The sequence below is a fragment of the Rhodoglobus sp. G.S.23 genome (assembly GCF_056675935.1).
The window spans coordinates 1,473,981-1,491,445 of the sequence record NZ_CM155237.1 but is presented as its reverse complement, the minus strand read 5'-3'; the positions used below and the strand labels follow the sequence as shown (position 1 = coordinate 1,491,445).

Annotated in this window: 18 protein-coding genes; 9 read left to right on the top strand and 9 right to left on the bottom strand. The window is 56.9% G+C overall.

Annotated elements, in window-relative coordinates:
* Nucleotides 1–25: 25 nt before the first annotated feature.
* From AC1ENN_RS07180 to tkt, 3 genes are read right to left on the bottom strand one after another with little or no spacing between them, the layout of a single operon-like run.
* Entirely contained in the window at nucleotides 26–1,624 is a 1,599-nt protein-coding gene (locus AC1ENN_RS07180) for a glucose-6-phosphate isomerase (protein WP_480390771.1), read from the bottom strand.
* Nucleotides 1,621–2,733, bottom strand: a complete 1,113-nt coding sequence (gene tal / locus AC1ENN_RS07175; RefSeq protein WP_449646679.1) for a transaldolase — start codon at nucleotides 2,731–2,733, stop codon at nucleotides 1,621–1,623. The genes AC1ENN_RS07180 and tal overlap by 4 nt, the downstream gene beginning before the upstream one ends.
* A 23-nt stretch (nucleotides 2,734–2,756) precedes the next feature.
* Nucleotides 2,757–4,850: a transketolase gene (gene tkt / locus AC1ENN_RS07170; protein ID WP_449646678.1), complete on the bottom strand. Its 2,094-nt coding sequence runs from the start codon at nucleotides 4,848–4,850 to the stop codon at nucleotides 2,757–2,759.
* 236 nt (nucleotides 4,851–5,086) lie between these two features.
* Between tkt and AC1ENN_RS07165 the strand changes: the two genes are divergently transcribed.
* Nucleotides 5,087–6,007 carry a heme o synthase gene (locus AC1ENN_RS07165; RefSeq protein ID WP_449646677.1) on the top strand — a complete coding sequence of 307 codons (921 nt, stop codon included), beginning with the start codon at nucleotides 5,087–5,089 and terminating at the stop codon, nucleotides 6,005–6,007.
* Between the two features lie 35 nt (nucleotides 6,008–6,042).
* On the opposite strand, the gene AC1ENN_RS07160 is transcribed toward AC1ENN_RS07165, so the two are convergent.
* Complete coding sequence (locus tag AC1ENN_RS07160) at nucleotides 6,043–6,984, bottom strand: COX15/CtaA family protein (RefSeq protein WP_480405743.1); 942 nt, start codon at nucleotides 6,982–6,984, stop codon at nucleotides 6,043–6,045.
* A 246-nt stretch (nucleotides 6,985–7,230) separates the two neighbouring features.
* Between AC1ENN_RS07160 and sufB the strand changes: the two genes are divergently transcribed.
* Genes sufB through AC1ENN_RS07135 form a run of 5 tightly spaced genes read left to right on the top strand, consistent with a single transcriptional unit; the run spans nucleotide 7,231 to nucleotide 11,304 of the window.
* A complete protein-coding gene (gene sufB / locus AC1ENN_RS07155; protein ID WP_449646675.1) occupies nucleotides 7,231–8,649 on the top strand; it encodes a Fe-S cluster assembly protein SufB in 1,419 nt (472 codons plus the stop codon).
* Nucleotides 8,650–9,837, top strand: a complete 1,188-nt coding sequence (gene sufD, locus AC1ENN_RS07150) for a Fe-S cluster assembly protein SufD (RefSeq protein WP_449646674.1) — start codon at nucleotides 8,650–8,652, stop codon at nucleotides 9,835–9,837.
* On the top strand, nucleotides 9,834–10,169 hold the full coding sequence (locus tag AC1ENN_RS07145) for a non-heme iron oxygenase ferredoxin subunit (RefSeq protein ID WP_449646673.1): 336 nt from the start codon (nucleotides 9,834–9,836) through the stop codon (nucleotides 10,167–10,169). Before sufD ends, AC1ENN_RS07145 begins: the two co-directional genes overlap by 4 nt.
* A 36-nt stretch (nucleotides 10,170–10,205) precedes the next feature.
* The gene (gene sufC / locus AC1ENN_RS07140; RefSeq protein WP_449646672.1) at nucleotides 10,206–10,970 is read left to right on the top strand and encodes a Fe-S cluster assembly ATPase SufC; all 765 of its coding nucleotides are present in this window, start codon (nucleotides 10,206–10,208) and stop codon (nucleotides 10,968–10,970) included.
* Between the two features lie 4 nt (nucleotides 10,971–10,974).
* A complete protein-coding gene (locus AC1ENN_RS07135) occupies nucleotides 10,975–11,304 on the top strand; it encodes a metal-sulfur cluster assembly factor (protein ID WP_100388990.1) in 330 nt (109 codons plus the stop codon).
* Nucleotides 11,305–11,316: 12 nt separating this feature from the next.
* On the opposite strand, the gene AC1ENN_RS07130 is transcribed toward AC1ENN_RS07135, so the two are convergent.
* A complete protein-coding gene (locus AC1ENN_RS07130; protein WP_449646671.1) occupies nucleotides 11,317–11,937 on the bottom strand; it encodes a biotin transporter BioY in 621 nt (206 codons plus the stop codon).
* Nucleotides 11,938–12,057: 120 nt separating this feature from the next.
* Here AC1ENN_RS07130 and AC1ENN_RS07125 point away from each other — a divergent pair, with 120 nt between their 5' ends.
* Nucleotides 12,058–13,656, top strand: a complete 1,599-nt coding sequence (locus AC1ENN_RS07125; protein WP_449646670.1) for an ABC-F family ATP-binding cassette domain-containing protein — start codon at nucleotides 12,058–12,060, stop codon at nucleotides 13,654–13,656.
* A 58-nt stretch (nucleotides 13,657–13,714) separates the two neighbouring features.
* On the opposite strand, the gene AC1ENN_RS07120 is transcribed toward AC1ENN_RS07125, so the two are convergent.
* From AC1ENN_RS07120 to AC1ENN_RS07110, 3 genes are read right to left on the bottom strand one after another with little or no spacing between them, the layout of a single operon-like run.
* Nucleotides 13,715–14,551, bottom strand: coding sequence for an SURF1 family cytochrome oxidase biogenesis protein (locus tag AC1ENN_RS07120; RefSeq protein WP_449646669.1), 837 nt, complete (start codon nucleotides 14,549–14,551; stop codon nucleotides 13,715–13,717).
* On the bottom strand, nucleotides 14,548–14,790 hold the full coding sequence (locus AC1ENN_RS07115) for a hypothetical protein (protein ID WP_480405742.1): 243 nt from the start codon (nucleotides 14,788–14,790) through the stop codon (nucleotides 14,548–14,550). Before AC1ENN_RS07115 ends, AC1ENN_RS07120 begins: the two co-directional genes overlap by 4 nt.
* Nucleotides 14,787–15,089, bottom strand: a complete 303-nt coding sequence (locus AC1ENN_RS07110; protein WP_449646667.1) for a DUF3099 domain-containing protein — start codon at nucleotides 15,087–15,089, stop codon at nucleotides 14,787–14,789. Before AC1ENN_RS07110 ends, AC1ENN_RS07115 begins: the two co-directional genes overlap by 4 nt.
* A gap of 70 nt (nucleotides 15,090–15,159) precedes the next feature.
* Between AC1ENN_RS07110 and AC1ENN_RS07105 the strand changes: the two genes are divergently transcribed.
* Nucleotides 15,160–15,882 (top strand): beta-ketoacyl-ACP reductase, encoded by a 723-nt coding sequence (locus AC1ENN_RS07105; RefSeq protein ID WP_480405741.1) that lies wholly within the window; start codon nucleotides 15,160–15,162, stop codon nucleotides 15,880–15,882.
* Between the two features lie 32 nt (nucleotides 15,883–15,914).
* Here the strand turns inward: AC1ENN_RS07105 and serB are convergent, their stop codons facing one another.
* Nucleotides 15,915–16,553: a phosphoserine phosphatase SerB gene (serB, locus tag AC1ENN_RS07100; protein WP_449646665.1), complete on the bottom strand. Its 639-nt coding sequence runs from the start codon at nucleotides 16,551–16,553 to the stop codon at nucleotides 15,915–15,917.
* Between the two features lie 128 nt (nucleotides 16,554–16,681).
* On the opposite strand from serB, the gene AC1ENN_RS07095 reads away from it, so the two are divergent.
* Nucleotides 16,682–17,464, top strand: coding sequence for an ABC transporter ATP-binding protein (locus AC1ENN_RS07095; protein ID WP_449646664.1), 783 nt, complete (start codon nucleotides 16,682–16,684; stop codon nucleotides 17,462–17,464).
* The last annotated feature ends 1 nt before the right edge of the window (nucleotide 17,465 follow it).

Genomic DNA, 17,465 nt, shown 5'->3' with positions numbered 1-17,465 from the left:
TGTGTGCTGCGCAAGGATGCGGCAGCTATCCGATCGCGTCGAGAACGAGCGGCAACGAAACCTTCGGGTTCGAAACCGTGAGGCTCAATACGGGACGACCGTGATCGCCTAGCACGCTAGCATCGCCCGCCGCCTGTGCACGGATGAGCTGTCCGAAAGTAAACGGGCGGTCCGGGATCTGAAGATCAGTATCTTCAACCACGATGATCTGCAAAAATACTCCGACAGCGGGCCCACCCTTGTGGAACTGTCCAGTCGAGTGCAAAAAGCGAGGTCCCCAGCCAAATGTGACAGGCCGTTTGGCGCGGGCTGCTGCGCGTTCCCGGATGCGAGCGAGCTCTGGATACGCAGTGCGGTCGGCGTAGGCCTGAATCGCAACGTAACCGTCGTCATCCAAATAGGAGAGCAGCGAAGAAACAACTCCGGAAAGATCGCTGCTGTCAGCAATGACACCGTCGGTTCCACGAATCTCTATATCCCCGACAGTAAACGCCGGTGCTACCGGTGGCGTGGGATTGTCAATCAGTTCGCGCGCGGCATTCTTCGCGGCCTCGACATCGGGCTGGTCAAACGGGTTGATCCCGAGCAATCGCCCGGCAACTACTGTCGCGTACTCCCAGAGCAGCAATTGACCGCCGAGTGAGCCTGCAATCTCTATTTCCCCATCGATGACCTCTTTGGTGTCGTCCCATTCGCCAACGAGCCGAACGATTTGAAGATCATCAAGACCTTCAGTGATTTCGGGGGAGTCAGTGCTGAGGACAACGGGAAGAAGACCCTTGCCGAGCTTTCCCGTAGATTCTGCGATGAGCTGTTCAGCCCAGTCGCCAAATCCGAGGATGTGCGTGCCGTCAGGAACGATGCCCAGCTTGTCCTTGAGCGGGTCTGCACCAGCAATCGCAGCACCAAGAATGAGGCCAGGGTTGCTCTCGTTGTCTACGGCGAGTTCAACCATGACGGCTTCTGCTTCATCGAGAAGTTCCACCAAATCAACACCCGCTAGGCCCGAGGGGACGAGACCGAAGGCGGTAAGCGCTGAGTATCGGCCACCAACGTTGGGGTCGGCATTGAATACGCGGTATCCCGCCGTACGAGCGGCAGCATCCATCGGAGAACCAGGATCAGTCACAATCACGATTCGTTCACGGGGGTCGATTCCGGCGTCAGTAAAGGACTTCTCGTAGATGCGCTTTTGAGAATCAGTTTCGAGGGTCGAACCTGACTTCGACGAAATGATGACCGCTGTTGAGTCCAGTCGGTCCGCTAGCGCCGCTGAAACCTGAGCAGGGTCAGTCGAATCGAGAACAGTGAGTTCAACGCCATAGGTACGCGTAATCACCTCGGGGGCGAGGGAGGAGCCACCCATACCGCCGAGGACAAAGTGGTTGACGCCCTCAGCCCGCAGTTTGTCGCGAAGCGCATAGATGTCCTCAACCATCGGACGTCCGACCGAGACTGCCTCAACCCATCCGAGTCTTTTAGCTGATTCTTCTTCCGCCTCAGGACCCCAGAGAGTGGAGTCTCCTCCGGTGATACGGCTCGCGACTAGATCGTTGACGAGCTGAGGAACAATACGGTCGACGGCTTCTGCTGCCGCTCCCGATACAGCAATTTTCACACTCATTTTGCGGCCTCGAGCGCAGCAGAAACGGTGTCGAGCAGCTCATTCCACGAGACAATGAACTTTTCAACACCCTCTTTTTCGAGAAGGGCAGTTACTTCGTCGTACGAGATACCGAGTGCGGTTAGCGCGTCCAGAGTTATATTGGCCGCCGCGTAATTTGCGGTTACCTGTTCGCCTTCGATAACTCCATGGTCGAACGTAGCCTCGAGAGTCTTTTCCGGCATGGTGTTTACTGTTTCGCCTACAGCAAGCTCTGTGACGTACAGGGTGTCGGGGAGACTGGGGTCTTTCACACCAGTGGATGCCCAGAGAGGGCGCTGCTTATTCGCGCCGGCGGAGAGCAATGCCTCAGCACGCTCAGTCGAGAAGGCTGCCTCATAGAGTTCGTAAGCGAGACGAGCGTTTGCTACGCCAGCCTTGCTCTTGAGTGCCTTGGCCTCATCGGTACCGATTGCGTCCAGTCGCTTGTCAATCTCTGTGTCGACCCGCGAAACGAAGAATGATGCGACCGAATGGATCTTGGAAAGGTCATGGCCAGCGGCCTGTGCCTTCTCAAGTCCGGTCAAGTAGGCCTCAATGACGTCGCGGTGGCGAGCCAGGCTGAAGATGAGCGTGACATTGACGCTAATTCCGGCGGCAATGGTCTCGGTGATCGCTTCAAGTCCCTCAACGGTTGCGGGAATCTTGATCATCGCATTTTCGCGGGCTACTTTCGCCCACAACTGCTGCGCCTGCGCGATAGTACCTGCGGCATCGTGAGCAAGCCCAGGCTCTACCTCTATCGACACCCGGCCGTCGCGGCCACCAGTTGCATCGTAGACGGGACGGAAGATGTCGCTAGCTGCAGCGACGTCGTCCGTAGTGATCTCGAATACAGCTTCCGTAACGGTCTTGCCCTTGGCGGCAAGCGCAGCGACCTGCTCGTCGTATGCTTCGCCCTTAGCCAAGGCCGTTGCGAAGATCGTCGGGTTGGTCGTCACACCAACAACGTTGCGCGACTCAATGAGCGACTCGAGGCCGCCTGAATTGATTCGTTCACGTGAGAGGTCATCGAGCCAAATGCTCACTCCGAGGTTGGACAGTGCGGTGGTGGGGGTTTCGTTAGTCATTCTTGTCTCCTTTATCGGAATGCCTAGACGGCATCCAAAGAATCGCGTGCTGCGGCCACAACGGCCTCGGTGGTGATGCCAAACTCACGGAAGAGAGTCTTGTAGTCAGCCGATGCACCGAAGTGATCAATGGAGATGCTTCGGCCGGCGTCGCCGACGTACTCGCGCCATCCAGTGGCGACTCCTGCTTCGACCGATACGCGTGCACGCACAGTTGAAGGCAAAACGGACTCGCGGTATTCGGCTGACTGCTCAGAGAACCACTCAAGGCTCGGGGCAGAAATCACACGGGCGTTGATTCCGTCAGCCTTGAGTGCCTCGCGCGCCTCAACGGCAAGCTGAACCTCAGACCCGGTAGCGATCAGGATGACGTCAGGCGTTCCGTTTGGAGCCTCTGCGAGCACATACGCACCGCGCGCGACGTTGGAGGCGGAAGCGAACGTCTCGCCGCTTGCATCGCCTTCTCCGCGGGCAAACGTCGGAACGTTTTGACGGGTGAGTGCGATTCCGGCTGGGCCGTTGCGACGCTCTAGAATCGTCTTCCAGGCCCACGCAGTTTCGTTAGCATCAGCGGGACGAACGACATCGAGGCCCGGGATCATGCGCAGGCTTGCAAGCTGTTCGATGGGCTGGTGCGTCGGACCATCTTCGCCGAGAGCGATCGAGTCGTGAGTCCACACGAAGATCGACGGGACGGCCATAAGGGCAGCCAATCGCACTGCGGGGCGCATGTAGTCGCTGAAGATGAGGAACGTGCCGCCGAACACACGGGTGTTTCCGTGCAGGACGATTCCGTTGATGATCGCGCCCATTGCGTGCTCGCGAATACCGAAGTGAAGCACCCGCCCGTATTCGTTTCCGCTCCACTCTCCTGTGGAGTGTTCGCTCGGGATGAACGACTGTCCGCCGGCGATGGTAGTTAGGTTCGATTCTGCAAGGTCGGATGAGCCGCCCCACAACTCGGGCATTACCGCTCCGAGTGCTCCAAGTACCTTGCCGCTGGCGGCGCGTGTTGAGACATCCTTCCCAGCTTCGAACTGGGGGAGTGCTTCACTGAATCCCTCGGGAAGTTCGCCAGCCTGAATACGGTCAAGTAATTGCTTGCGCTCGGGGTTGGCGGCAGCCCATTTGTCAAAGGTCTCGGTCCACGAAGCTCGAGCGTGCTTGCCACGCTCAACTGCGAGACGTGTGTGCGCAATCACATCGTCGTCGACGACAAAACTTTGTTCTGGGTCGAAACCGAGCGCCTTTTTTGTGCCTGCCAGTTCTTCTGCACCGAGGGCAGATCCGTGGATCTTCCCGGTGTTCTGCTTGCTCGGTGCTGGCCAACCAATAATGGTGCGCAGGATGATCAACGACGGCTGATCTGTGACGGCCTTAGCTGCCTCAATCGCGTCATTGAGAGCTTCGACGTCTTCGACGTACTCGCCGGTCTTCTTCCAATCAACTACCTGAACATGCCAGTTGTACGCCTCGTAGCGCATGTGAACGTCTTCGGTGAAGGCGATGTTGGTGTCGTCTTCAATGGAAATCTGATTGCTGTCGTAGATAGCAATCAGGTTGCCAAGCTTTTGGTGGCCGGCAAGAGAGGAAGCCTCTGACGATACGCCTTCTTGAAGATCTCCATCGCCGGCAATGACGTAGACGAAGTGATCGAACGGGCTCTCACCTGCTGCTGCTTCTGGGTCAAATAGACCGCGCTCGAAACGCGAAGCATAGGCAAAACCGACGGACGAGGCGATGCCTTGACCTAGGGGCCCCGTAGTGATTTCGACACCCTTGGTGTGGCCGTACTCGGGGTGACCAGGTGTGAGCGAACCCCAGGTGCGAAGTGCCTTGAGGTCGTCGAGTTCGAGGCCGTAGCCGCCGAGGTACAGCTGAACATACTGGGTTAGTGAACTGTGGCCCACCGAAAGGATGAAACGGTCGCGCCCGAGCCATTGATCATCGCTTGGATCGCGACGCATCACTTTCTGAAAGAGCAGATACGCTGCAGGCGCCAAACTCATCGCGGTACCGGGATGCCCGTTACCTACCTTCTCAACAGCATCAGCCGCCAGAATTCGAGCAGTATCTACTGCTTTGTTGTCGATGTGATCCCATTGAAAAGCTGCCATGAGAATAATGACCCTTCTGCAAGCGAAGTGCCTGACCGTGAACGATCAGGGCACGTGAACGGCCCGCCACGCGACATCTTTGGCTCGCTCAGTGGGTTGTCGCAACTACGCGAACGCAGAACACGGACCTCGTCACCGAGAGGCGGGCATCCCAAGTATAGGGAACAGAGCAGGTGAACGGCGCCTTGCTACGGTGACGGTCAGCGCAATCGCTTCAGCGGTTTAGAATCGTGGGTATGGATGTCACTTTAGAAGCCCGTACGCAGCACGAACGCATCGGCATCCTCCGTAAGACACGCGCGTATGTCGCACTAACAAAACCGCGAGTTATCGAACTCCTGCTTGTAACGACGGTTCCGGTGATGGTGCTTGCTGCTAACGGCATTCCCAACCTGTGGCTCGTGTTGGCGACGCTGGTTGGCGGAATTCTCAGTGCGTCATCAGCAAACGCCTTCAACTGTTACATCGATCGCGATATCGACCGTGTGATGGCTCGTACGAAGAACCGTCCGTTGGTTACCGGCGAGTTAAGCGACCGCGAGGCTCTTGTGTTTGCGTGGGTAACGGGAGCTGGGTCGGTTCTCTGGCTTGGCGTCTTGACTAACTGGCTTGCGGCGGGACTGTCGCTCTTTGCCATTCTCTTCTACGTCTTCGTGTATACCCTGCTGCTGAAGCGTCGCACCCCTCAGAATATTATTTGGGGCGGAATTGCAGGGTGCATGCCCGTGCTCATCGGATGGGCAGCAGTCACCGGTGATCTCTCGTGGGCGTCGATTGTGCTTTTCGCCGTTGTATTTCTCTGGACGCCTCCGCACTACTGGCCGCTGTCGATGAAATACCGGGCAGAGTACCAATCTGTCGGCGTACCAATGCTCGCGGTAGTTCGTGGCCGCGCAGCAGTCGGGCTCCAAGTCATCTTGTACGCCTGGGCAACCGTCGTTTGTTCGCTACTGCTGGTACCCGTCGCTGACATGGGGATTGTCTACACCGTGGTTGCCGCAGGCAGCGGCGCGTGGTTCATCATCGAGTCTCACCGTTTGTATTCAACGGCAATCCGCCACGGCGAAGTTAAAGCGATGCGGGTCTTCCATAGCTCAATCAGCTACCTGACGCTGGTGTTCCTCGCGGTCGGTATCGACCCACTTCTTCCGTTCTAAGAGCGGCTAACCTCGCAACGTCACTGGTCGCTAGCTCACCTAGCCGCTAGCTCCTCGTGAGCAGGTGCGGACTGTGTGGCTTGCGGGTTCGAACTCCGCAACGAGAGCACTACTACGGTCATTGCCGCAGCTATCGTGCACGCGATGATCATATGGCTGCCGACAAGTGCGATCGGCAATCCGGTGCGGGACTGAACGATACCGACGACGGCCTGCACAGCTTCGAGGACGAGCAGGATGATCGCAAAGTTCATGATTCGACGATGACCGTCGATGGCAAGCATGATAACGAGCGCGAGCGTGGTTGCCAGCAGCGCGTAGCCTGGCCAGCTATGCACGTGCTGCAGGATGCTCGCATCTAGGCCGTTGCGAGCGGAGCCGTCATCACCAGCGTGAGGTCCTGCCCCCGTAGTAAGGATGCCCGCGATGATTGTCAAAGCAACAAAGAGGCTCGTTACGTGGGTCAGGAGAGCGATCGGACGCGAGACAAGGAGACGGTCACCTCGGGGGCCCATCCATACTCGGTAGACCAAGGCAGCACTGACTGCGACCAGAATTGCCGATATGGCAAAGTGAACGCCAACGACGCTCGGATCCAGTTGAACGCGAACGGATAGCCCACCAATCAGTCCTTGAAGAACCGTTCCACCGAGAATGACCAGTGCAAGGGTCATCAGATCGCGACGCTCGCGACGAAGCCGGATGAGCATCAGGACCATAAGGATGGCGACAAAGCCGACAATGATCGACAACAGGCGGTTTCCGAACTCGATTGCACCGTGCACTCCCATCTCTGGCGTCGCGATGAGGGACGCATCGGTGCAGAGTGGCCAGGTCGGGCATCCGAGTCCTGAACCTGTGAGGCGAACAGCCCCTCCCGTTGCGACAATCAGAATCTGAATGACGAGAGATGTCACTGCGAAAAAGCGAACTCGCGTGCTGACGAACTGGGGTAATCGTGCGATGACGGCGTTCACGGCCGTACCTCCTGTTATTTCGAGCTTCTGCCTGTAGAATGGATTGCGTTCAGGAACACAGCCCATGCCGGGAAGTCAATGATGACAGCGAGGTAATGCCTTGCTTGTCCTGTTTCAGTCTAAGTTCGCCCGCACTGTGTTGTGACACAGTGCACGCGCAACTCACGAAATATTCCCGGCAATCTGCTGTGCGAAGGAATGCCAACACAGCCACCTTGGTTGATAGGGGCAGGAAAAGAGGTACCAATGTCCGACGTGCTTATTGATCGTCCGGAACTCAGTGGCATGGGCCAGTATGAGTTCGGCTGGGCTGACTCCGACGTTGCAGGAGCCTCTGCACGACGAGGCATCAACGAAGAGGTCGTCCGCGACATCTCAACGCTGAAAAACGAACCAGAATCGATGCTCAAGAAACGCCTAAAAGGCCTTGAGCTCTTCGGTCGCAAACCGATGCCGAAGTGGGGCGCAGACCTCTCGGGCATCGACTTTGACAACATTAAATACTTTGTTCGTTCCACGGAAAAGCAAGCCCAGACGTGGGAAGACCTTCCTGCCGATATTCGTGACACGTATGAGAAGTTGGGTATTCCCGAGGCGGAGCGTAATCGTCTTGTCTCTGGCGTAGCCGCACAGTACGAGTCTGAAGTTGTCTTCCACTCAATCAACGCTGAACTTGAAGCTAAGGGTGTCATCTTCATGGACACTGATACGGCGCTGCGCGAGCACCCCGAGTTCTTTGACGAGTATTTCGGATCAGTGATTCCCGCTGGCGACAACAAATTTGCCGCGCTGAACACCGCTGTGTGGTCTGGTGGCTCGTTCGTTTACGTTCCCAAGGGCGTCCACGTAGAGATTCCGTTGCAGGCCTACTTCCGGATCAATACGGAGAACATGGGCCAGTTTGAGCGCACGCTAATCATTGCGGATGAGGGCTCATACGTTCACTACATCGAGGGTTGCACCGCGCCGATCTATAAGTCGGATTCGCTGCACTCGGCCGTGGTGGAAATTATCGTGAAGAAGAACGCTCGCGTTCGCTACACAACGATCCAAAACTGGTCCAACAACGTCTACAACCTGGTGACCAAGCGTGCGATCGCGCACGAAGGCGCAACTATGGAGTGGATTGATGGAAACATCGGTTCAAAGGTCACGATGAAGTACCCGTCGATCTACCTCGTCGGCGAGCACGCCAAGGGCGAAACCCTCTCGGTCGCGTTCGCGGGCCCCGGTCAGCATCAAGACGCTGGCGCCAAAATGATTCACATGGCCCCATACACGACCTCGTCAATTGTTTCGAAGTCAGTGGCTCGAGGCGGAGGTCGCGCCGGCTACCGCGGAGAGGTCCGAGTAGACGAGAAAGCTCATCACTCGGCAAATACTGTGCGCTGCGACGCTCTCTTGGTTGACACAATTTCTCGATCGGACACCTACCCGGCAATCGACATCCGTGTGGATGACGTGCAGCTCGGGCACGAGGCTACGGTTTCCAAGGTGAGCGCTGAACAACTCTTCTACCTGCAGTCTCGGGGAATGGAAGAGGACGAAGCGATGGCGATGATTGTTCGAGGATTCATCGAGCCCATCGCACGCGAACTGCCCATGGAGTACGCCTTCGAACTCAATAAGCTCATTGAACTGAGCATGGAAGGATCCGTCGGCTAAATGACCGTCGTTACACCAGAACAACACGGACTCAAAGCTCATAGCGATGGTGGATGGGATGCCGAAGATAAGAACTTCGTTCCCGTTCAAACGCGTTCCGCACGACCTAAGTCGTTCGAACACGCCGATTTCGCCCCCGTAACAGGGATCGAAGCGGACTGGAAGCTCTCACCGGTGAAACTCATTAAGCCTTTGCTTGATGACACCCTCAACGGTGGGAACTATCCGTTTGACGCGGAGGTGCCCGATGGCGTTGTCGTCGAATGGGTCGCCAGAGACGACAAACGCATCGCATCAGCGGGTGCTCCAGAAGAGCGCGCATCTGCCAATGCTTGGACAAGTTTCGAGCAAGCGCTAGCAATCACGGTTACTAGCGAAGAACACGTGACGCTTCGCCTGACTCGCACTGAACTCGGCACTGATGCCCGCGCTGGGCACATTGTTATCACTGCTCGCCCTCACAGCAACAGCACGATCATCGTTGAGTCGTCCGGAGCTGCGCTTCTGAGCGAGAACGTCGAAATTGTTGTCGAGGAGGGCGCCAAGCTCAATGTGGTTAGCGTTCAAGACTGGAACGACGAAGCGATTCACTTGGCAAGTCACTTTGCGCAAGTCGGCCGTGATGCCTACCTCAAACACACAATCGTGTCGCTTGGCGGCAAGGTCGTTCGAGTCAACCCCTCGGTTCATCTCTCAGGAGAAGGGTCGGATGGCGAACTCAACGGTCTGTACTTTGCCGACAAGGGTCAGCACCTCGAACAGCGCGTTTACCTGCATCACCAAGCAGCGCACACGCGCGGCCGCGTGAACTATAAGGGTGCGCTTCAGGGAGAGGGAGCACGCACCGTGTGGGTCGGCGACGTTCTTATCGGCAGTGAGGGTGCTGGCACCGACAGTTACGAGCAGAACCGCAACCTCGTTCTCACTGAAGGAACACGCGCTGACTCGATTCCCAACTTGGAAATCGAAACTGGCGACATCCAGGGTGCCGGGCACGCCAGTGCAACCGGACGGTTCGACGACGAGCAGCTCTTCTATCTCCAAGCTCGAGGTATCTCCGAAGCCGAGGCGCGACGTCTGGTCGTCATCGGATTCCTCACGGAAATCGTCCAGAAGGTCGGCGACGGCGCGCTTGAAGCGCGTCTGCATTCGGCGATTGAAGCTGAGCTGGAAGGCACTCTCTCATGACCGCTCAGCGAGTGTGCGGAATCGACGAACTTGAGCCGAACAAGGCCTACCGTGTTGATCTAGATGGCACTGCCATCGCGATTGTTAAAGATTCGGCCGGCGTAGTTCACGCCATTGGCGATACCTGTACGCATGGAGATATTTCTCTAGCCGAAGGCTTTGTCGAAGACGGGGCGATCGAGTGCTGGGCTCACGGTTCACTGTTTTCGCTCGATACTGGTAAGCCGCTGAGCTTGCCAGCCTATGAACCTGTACCGGTCTTTGTAGTGAAGATCGACGACGATGGCGGGGTTCACATCGACCCAGAAGACACCGTCGCCATCGAGGGCTAAACGCCCTCCTCACGAGACCATTAAGGAAAGAAATAAATGTCAGTATTGTCAGTCAAAGACTTGCACGTCAGCGTTGAAACTGAGCAGGGCACCAAGAACATCCTGAAGGGTGTCAACCTCACGATCAAGCAGGGAGAAATCCACGCGATCATGGGGCCCAACGGTTCGGGAAAGTCCACTCTGGCTTATACGATTGCGGGCCACCCCAAGTACCACGTCGAGAGCGGATCTGTCACTCTCGATGGAGAAGAAGTGCTCGATATGAGCATCGATGCTCGTGCTCGCGCTGGGCTTTTCTTGGCTATGCAGTACCCAGTAGAGATTCCCGGAGTCAAGGTCGCCGACTTCCTTCGCACCGCCAAGACCGCTCTCAGCGGTGAGGCTCCTGCACTTCGGCCGTGGATCAAAGAGGTCAACGCCTCGATGAAGGCACTCCGGATGGACAAGGCGTTCTCTGACCGTAACGTGAACGAGGGATTCTCCGGCGGAGAGAAGAAGCGCAACGAGATTCTGCAGTTGGAGCTTCTCAAGCCACAATTCGCGATTCTCGACGAGACTGATTCGGGACTCGACGTAGACGCACTCAAGATTGTCTCTGAGGGCGTCAATCGCGCACACGAGTCAACAGGTCTCGGCTTGCTGCTGATCACTCATTACACTCGTATCTTGCGATACATCAAGCCTGATTTCGTGCACGTGTTCGTTGATGGTCGAGTGGCCGAGCAGGGTGGTCCTGAGCTTGCAGATCGCCTTGAAAACGAAGGCTATGATCGATTTTTGACCGACACGAGCGTAGCCTAAAGCCATGTCTACTGTTTTGGCTCCCGCACTCTTCGACGAGGTCGAAGAGGCGCTAAAGGACGTCGTCGATCCCGAGCTTGGCGTCAATATTGTTGATCTTGGCCTGATCTACGATTTGAGTTGGGATCCCGAGAACAATGCGCTCATCATCAGCATGACGTTGACTTCCGCTGGTTGTCCCTTGACCGACGTAATTGAAGAGCAGATTGCACAATCTCTGGACAACGTTGTTGAAGCGTTCCGTATCAATTGGGTCTGGATGCCGCCGTGGGGCCCAGAAAAGATCACCGATGACGGGCGTGACATGATGCGCGCGCTGGGATTCTCGATCTAGTTCGCTGCTTCGCTAGCGGGAAACCGGTTCGACCGCACTGTGCCGCAGCACTGCACTCCAGGTTACGGAGAGTATGGCTGCGGCCAAGATGATCTTGGTAGCGGCACCCAGTAAGAACGGGGTGAGTCCGACTTCGATAAGGCTAGAGATCGATGTCGACTGCCCTCTAGCGTGGAACGCGACAGCCAGACCTATCAGCCCGCAAATGAATGTGACGGCAATTGCGAGACTCGCTCCGACTAGCGCGCGAATAAAGGTTCGGTCCCATTGCCGCTCGGCGAAGAGTCCAGCGATTGCCGCGCAAAATACATAGCCAATGAGGTACCCACCTGTTGGTCCTGTGAGTACCGTGATTCCTGCCTCGCCGCCGCTGAAGATGGGCAAGCCTATTGCTCCTAGACCCACATACACAACCATGGCAAGAGCACCGCGGAGAGCTCCCAGAGCCATTCCGACCAGTAGTACAGCGAGTGTTTGAGCCGTGAGGGGCACCGGATCTAGCGGCACGACGAACTGTGCCAAGATTGCGGTAAGCGCCGCACCCGCGACAATGAAGGTCACGCTGGACACGAAATTCTGACCGAAAACTTGATCGATTATGGTTGCGGGTAACCTGACGGGTTTCTTGCTCATAGCGGAGCGCTCCGGATCAGTAAAATTCTGACTGCACTGTGCAGCCAACGCTAGGAAGTAGACTAGTTGGTTGGTGCTGTCGCCCACTAACCCCAACCCCCAAGATTTGGATGTTTTGCCGTGCTTGCTGTGCATGATCTCGAGTTGCGCGTTGGCGCACGCATGCTGATGCAGGGCGTCAATTTCAGAGTCGATCGCGGCGACAAAATCGGGCTGGTCGGGCGAAACGGTGCCGGCAAGACAACCCTCACGAAAACGCTTGCCGGAGAACTTGAGTCCACCGACGGATCAATCGAACGTACCGGGGAGATCGGCTACTTGCCGCAGGACCCCCGCTCCGGAAACCCTGAAGATCTCGCGCGTACTCGCATTCTTGACGCCAGAGGGCTCGGCAGCATCGTGCTGAAGATGCGCCAAGCTCAAGACGAGATGGGAAGCAGCGATCCAGAAATCAGCGCTGCCGCCATGGATCGATACGGCAAGTTGGATGACCGCTTCTTATCCCTAGGGGGGTATGCGGCTGAAGCCGAAGCGGCATCGATCGCGAGCAACTTGAGCCTGCCGGATCACATTCTCGATCAACAGCTGTCTACGCTTTCCGGCGGACAGCGTCGCCGCATCGAGCTCGCGCGGATTCTATTCTCGGGCGCAGACACGATGCTTCTTGACGAACCAACAAACCACCTCGACGCCGATTCGGTTGTGTGGCTTCGAGAATTCTTGAAGAACTTCGGTGGCGGTTTGATCGTGATTAGCCACGATGTTGAGCTCGTCGAAGACACCGTGAACAAGGTCTTTTACTTGGATGCCAACCGGCAGCAAATCGATCAATACAACATGGGCTGGAAGCATTACCTTCGCCAGCGCCAGTCTGACGAAGAGCGTCGCCGAAAGGAACGCGCCAACGCAGAGAAGAAGGCGAGCACGCTGCAAGCTCAGGCCGCTAAATTCGGTGCAAAAGCGTCAAAGGCTGCTTCTGCCCACCAGATGGTTGCTCGAGCAGAAAAATTGCTTGCCGGTCTCGATGACGTGCGCGCCAACGATCGGGTTGCCGCACTCCGTTTCCCCGACCCAGCGCCCTGCGGTCGTACGCCGCTCATGGGCTACAACCTCAGCAAGAGCTACGGCTCGCTTGAAATCTTCGCATCCGTCGATCTCGCGATCGACCGCGGCTCGAAAGTAGTAATCCTGGGCTTCAACGGTGCAGGAAAGACCACGTTGTTGCGGATGCTCGCCGGCGTCGACAAACCAGACACCGGGCATATTGAGCCTGGCCACGGCCTTCGCATCGGTTACTACGCCCAGGAGCACGAGACAATCGACGTTAAGCGTTCGGTTCTCGAAAACATGGTGTCGTCGTCTCCTCACATTACGGAGATGGAAGCCCGCCGGGTTCTCGGTTCATTCCTGTTCACCGGTGATGACTCAGCAAAGCTTGCTGGCGTTCTCTCTGGTGGAGAGAAAACCAGACTCGCACTGGCCATGATCGTTGTCAGTGGCGCAAACGTACTTCTTCTCGATGAGCCCACCAACAACCTTGACCCCGCGAGCCGCGAGGAAATCTTGGGCGCGCTGTCGAACTACAAGGGCGCCGTTGTGCTTGTGAGCCACGATGAGGGTGCCGTCCAGGCCCTTAACCCCGAACGCGTTCTGATTCTGCCTGACGGAATCGAAGACCACTGGAATAAGGACTACGCGGACCTCATCTCGCTGGCGTAGCATTGCTCGGCCGAGCTTCGTCATCCAGACTTCAGGTACGACACGCCTACGAGGCTAGCTAGGCGTCGAGAATCGCGTCTTCGATCTCGGCATCCGTTGGGCCGCGGTCTTCCGCTTTTCGTTTGCGTTTGTCAGCACGCTCGCGTTCCGCAGGATCCGCTTCATTGATGAGACGGTACTCCTGCCGGACCGCCCAGCCGAGCCCGATAAAGGCCAGAACTCCAAAAGCTACCCACTGAAACGCATACGACAGGTGAGCGCCTTCATCCAGAAGCGGTTTCGGATAGGCAATCGGCATTTCAGCGACGCTGGGGGACTCAGAGGCAAGAAGGCCGTACCCGCCGATATACGTTTCTTCGTCTAGAAGGTTCGCGATCGTTGGTAAGTGAATCGTTGCGACTTGGCCAGCAGGTGCTGACCGACCCTGAACGGTGGGCTCACCGGGTTTGAGGCGGACCACAATATCGATTGCGCCCGATGGGGGAGTCGGCACGGCATCCGGTGAATCTTGGCTATTACCCGCAGGAACCCAACCTCGATCGACGATGATGACACGGCCGCTCTCAAGCTTGAACGGCACAAGGATCTCGAAACCGGGCTGACCGGAATACGGGCGCCCGCGAACCAACAGTTGTTCGTTCTCCAAGTACTGACCGCTGACCGCCACAGACATCCACTTATTGTCGATATCAAAATCAGCGAGTTCCGGCATCAGACTGTCGAGTTGTTGAGGCGCCGCATCCCAGTTCTCGCTGACTCGAGCGACTTCAGCCGCGGCTTCTTCGCGGCGGTCAAACTGCCAATGCGAGAGAAACACGCAACCAATCGCAAATGCGACAACTAAAGCCAGGTAGCCAAACCACCTCTGTGAGAACGCGAAGCGCCACTTTTTCACTGTGATGCACCATCCGGTACAACGGTTGCAGGATGTGCAAGCTCGCTAACCACAACAGGAAAGCCTCGAGTGCTGAGGTAATGATTGAGGTAGTCGACATGTTCGTCACACGCCAACCAAATCTTGACCCTCTCAAGACCGTGGATGCGGGGGTTGCGCCAATTGACGTTCCAGCGAGCATCCAACAAACATCCTGCTCGTGAGCACTGCGAGGTTACTGGGCCGTTCTCTCCGATCAACGAGCTGCCTCGTCTGACGAGTTCGAATCGCTCGAGGAGTTGATCGAGCCAATGGCGAATTGACCTGGCGTATTAATCGAGCCGGATCGACTCGAATTAACGTTCGCCAGGACAACGGCGATGTAGGGCAAGACGACCGCACCGAGAATCGGAAGTACGAGCCACCAGCCCCGAACGAAGACGCACAAGAGAACACAGACAACTCGGATCGCCATAGCGATCGAGTAATTGACCATGCGTCGATGGCGCTCGTCATCGGGTCGTTCAGGGAGCGAGGTAATCGACTCAGGACTGGTCATGGGCTTTCTTAGGTATCGAGGAAGGTAGACCTAAGCCTACGCCGCTGTTCGCGACTATATGCTGGGAACCATGAGCACCACAGCATCTCCATCACGGATCGTTCTTGTTACCGGCGGCAATCGCGGTATTGGCCGGGCTATTGCCGAAGAGTTTGTTGCTCAGGGGCACAGAGTCGCCGTGACTGCGCGTACGGGGTCCGGACCGGAAGGCACGCTCACTGTGATCGCCGACGTTACCGATCCGGCGAGCATTGATGCTGCATTCACTGAAGTCGAAGCACAACTTGGTCCGGTTGAAGTCGTAGTAGCGAATGCAGGGATTACGCGTGACATGCTCTTGATGCGTATGAGCGATGACGACTTTACTCAAGTGATCGACACCAACCTCTCCGGTGCGTTCCGGGTGGTCAAGCGCGCATCCAAGGGCATGATGAAAGCACGGTTTGGGCGCATCATTCTTGTTTCGAGTGTCGTAGGTCTTCTCGGTTCTGCTGGTCAGGTCAATTACTCAGCGTCGAAGAGTGGACTCATTGGTCTTGCTCGCTCAGTGACGCGGGAATTAGGCAGTCGGGGTATCACTGCCAACGTCGTTTCTCCCGGATTCATAGAGACCGATATGACGGCTGCGCTGCCGGCTGAACAGCAGGATGCGTACCTCAAACAGATCCCGGCAAGTCGCTTCGCCCAGCCTCAAGAGGTCGCCCGAGCAATTACGTGGCTCGCTAGCGACGATGCCGCTTACATTTCTGGAGCCATCATTCCGGTCGATGGCGGTCTCGGAATGGGCCACTAGAAGAGCGCAGCCGCACACGCGGTCCGCGCTGACTATCCGCGGAGGCCTAATAGCGGCAAAATTACGCTCAGATCCCGCGTATCGATGTGAACATCAGCATTGGCGCGCACGATCGGTTTAGCGGTGATCCCCAGCGAGAGTGCTGCCGCGCTCATCATGAGCAAGTCATTAGCTCCATCGCCGACAGCGATGGTTGCCGAGAGGGGAGTGCCTGTCGCTGCTGCCCATTCATGAAGCGCATCCGCTTTTGCCTGGGCATCGATAACGGGGCCAAGAACGTTGCCCGTGAGCTTGCCGCCAACTACTTCAAGTCGGTTGGCGCGTGCGTAGGCCAAGCCAAGCTTTTTCGCGATTGGATCGAGCAGCTCATGAAATCCACCGGATACGGCGGCGACATTTCCTCCGGCCGCAATGACCGCAGCGATCATTTCCTCAGCACCGTGAGTGATTCGGATGTCGCGACCGCAGTCTGCCACCACTGATTCATCAAGCCCAGCCAACGTTGCCACTCGCGCACGCAAGCTCTGCTCAAAGTCGAGTTCACCATTCATGGCACGAGTTGTAATGTCCGTAACCTCGGTTTCGGAGCCCGCATGGGCGGCGAGCAACTCGATAACCTCGTTCTCGATCAGAGTGGAATCTACATCGAGAACAACGAGAAATTTAGCCACAAGTTGAGCCTTTCGTGCCACAGCTTCGGTCGTAATGTGTCGGAACCTTGCAGCACCGCGTTCCAGACTATCGGGATCAGTCGAGTGGCTGCCCCGCGAGAGGGTCAGAGCGAATAGGATAGGGGATCATGGCTAGTGTCCTCTCTTTTTCTGATGTATCCGTTACTCGCAACGGCACCACAATTCTCGACTCGATTTCGTGGAGCGCAGAGGCATCCGATCGGTGGGTGATTCTGGGGCCAAATGGTGCAGGCAAGACCACCCTGTTGCAGTTGGCTGCCGCCCAGATTCATCCCAGTTCGGGTGAAGTCGTCGTGCTTGAGAGCACGCTCGGGTCGGCCGATGTGTTCGATGTACGTCCCCGAATCGGGTTCGCATCGACGGCACTGGCTCGTCGCGTGCCCAACAGCGAGCGGGTAATCGACGTCGTTCTCACTGCTGCGTATTCGGTTACCGGCCGCTGGAACGAGCAGTACGAGAAGGTTGACATTCGCCGTGCCCGGAGAGTTCTCGCCGAGTGGAGCCTTTCGCACCTCGAAGACCGCCGCTTTGGAGATCTGAGCGATGGCGAACAGAAGCGTGTACAAATTGCGCGCTCAGTCATGACTGACCCAGAGCTGCTTCTGCTGGATGAACCTGCCGCAAGCCTTGACCTCGGTGCTCGCGAAGAACTCGTGCAATTACTGAGTGGCTATGCGAAGGCAGAAAGCGCACCAGCAATCGTCATGGTTACGCACCACGTCGAAGAGATTCCTCAGGGATTTACGCACGCGCTGATTATCACCGACGGAACAGTGCATAGCGCCGGTAAGATTGACGATGTTGTTACGTCAGAGAACTTGAGCGCAGCCTTTGGGCTTGAGCTGATCATCACAAAAGACTCGGGCCGCTACACGGCGCGGGCCACCTAAA

Excerpts from the sequence above, each read along its gene's own strand:
- AC1ENN_RS07180 (WP_480390771.1), bottom strand. The coding sequence starts at position 1,624 with ATGAGTGTGAAAATTGCTGTATCGGGAGCGGCAGCAGAAGCCGTCGAC.
- tal (WP_449646679.1), bottom strand. The coding sequence starts at position 2,733 with ATGACTAACGAAACCCCCACCACCGCACTGTCCAACCTCGGAGTGAGC.
- tkt (WP_449646678.1), bottom strand. The coding sequence starts at position 4,850 with ATGGCAGCTTTTCAATGGGATCACATCGACAACAAAGCAGTAGATACT.
- AC1ENN_RS07165 (WP_449646677.1), top strand. The coding sequence starts at position 5,087 with ATGGATGTCACTTTAGAAGCCCGTACGCAGCACGAACGCATCGGCATC.
- sufB (WP_449646675.1), top strand. The coding sequence starts at position 7,231 with ATGTCCGACGTGCTTATTGATCGTCCGGAACTCAGTGGCATGGGCCAG.
- sufD (WP_449646674.1), top strand. The coding sequence starts at position 8,650 with ATGACCGTCGTTACACCAGAACAACACGGACTCAAAGCTCATAGCGAT.
- AC1ENN_RS07145 (WP_449646673.1), top strand. The coding sequence starts at position 9,834 with ATGACCGCTCAGCGAGTGTGCGGAATCGACGAACTTGAGCCGAACAAG.
- sufC (WP_449646672.1), top strand. The coding sequence starts at position 10,206 with ATGTCAGTATTGTCAGTCAAAGACTTGCACGTCAGCGTTGAAACTGAG.
- AC1ENN_RS07135 (WP_100388990.1), top strand. The coding sequence starts at position 10,975 with ATGTCTACTGTTTTGGCTCCCGCACTCTTCGACGAGGTCGAAGAGGCG.
- AC1ENN_RS07130 (WP_449646671.1), bottom strand. The coding sequence starts at position 11,937 with ATGAGCAAGAAACCCGTCAGGTTACCCGCAACCATAATCGATCAAGTT.
- AC1ENN_RS07110 (WP_449646667.1), bottom strand. The coding sequence starts at position 15,089 with ATGACCAGTCCTGAGTCGATTACCTCGCTCCCTGAACGACCCGATGAC.
- AC1ENN_RS07105 (WP_480405741.1), top strand. The coding sequence starts at position 15,160 with ATGAGCACCACAGCATCTCCATCACGGATCGTTCTTGTTACCGGCGGC.
- AC1ENN_RS07095 (WP_449646664.1), top strand. The coding sequence starts at position 16,682 with ATGGCTAGTGTCCTCTCTTTTTCTGATGTATCCGTTACTCGCAACGGC.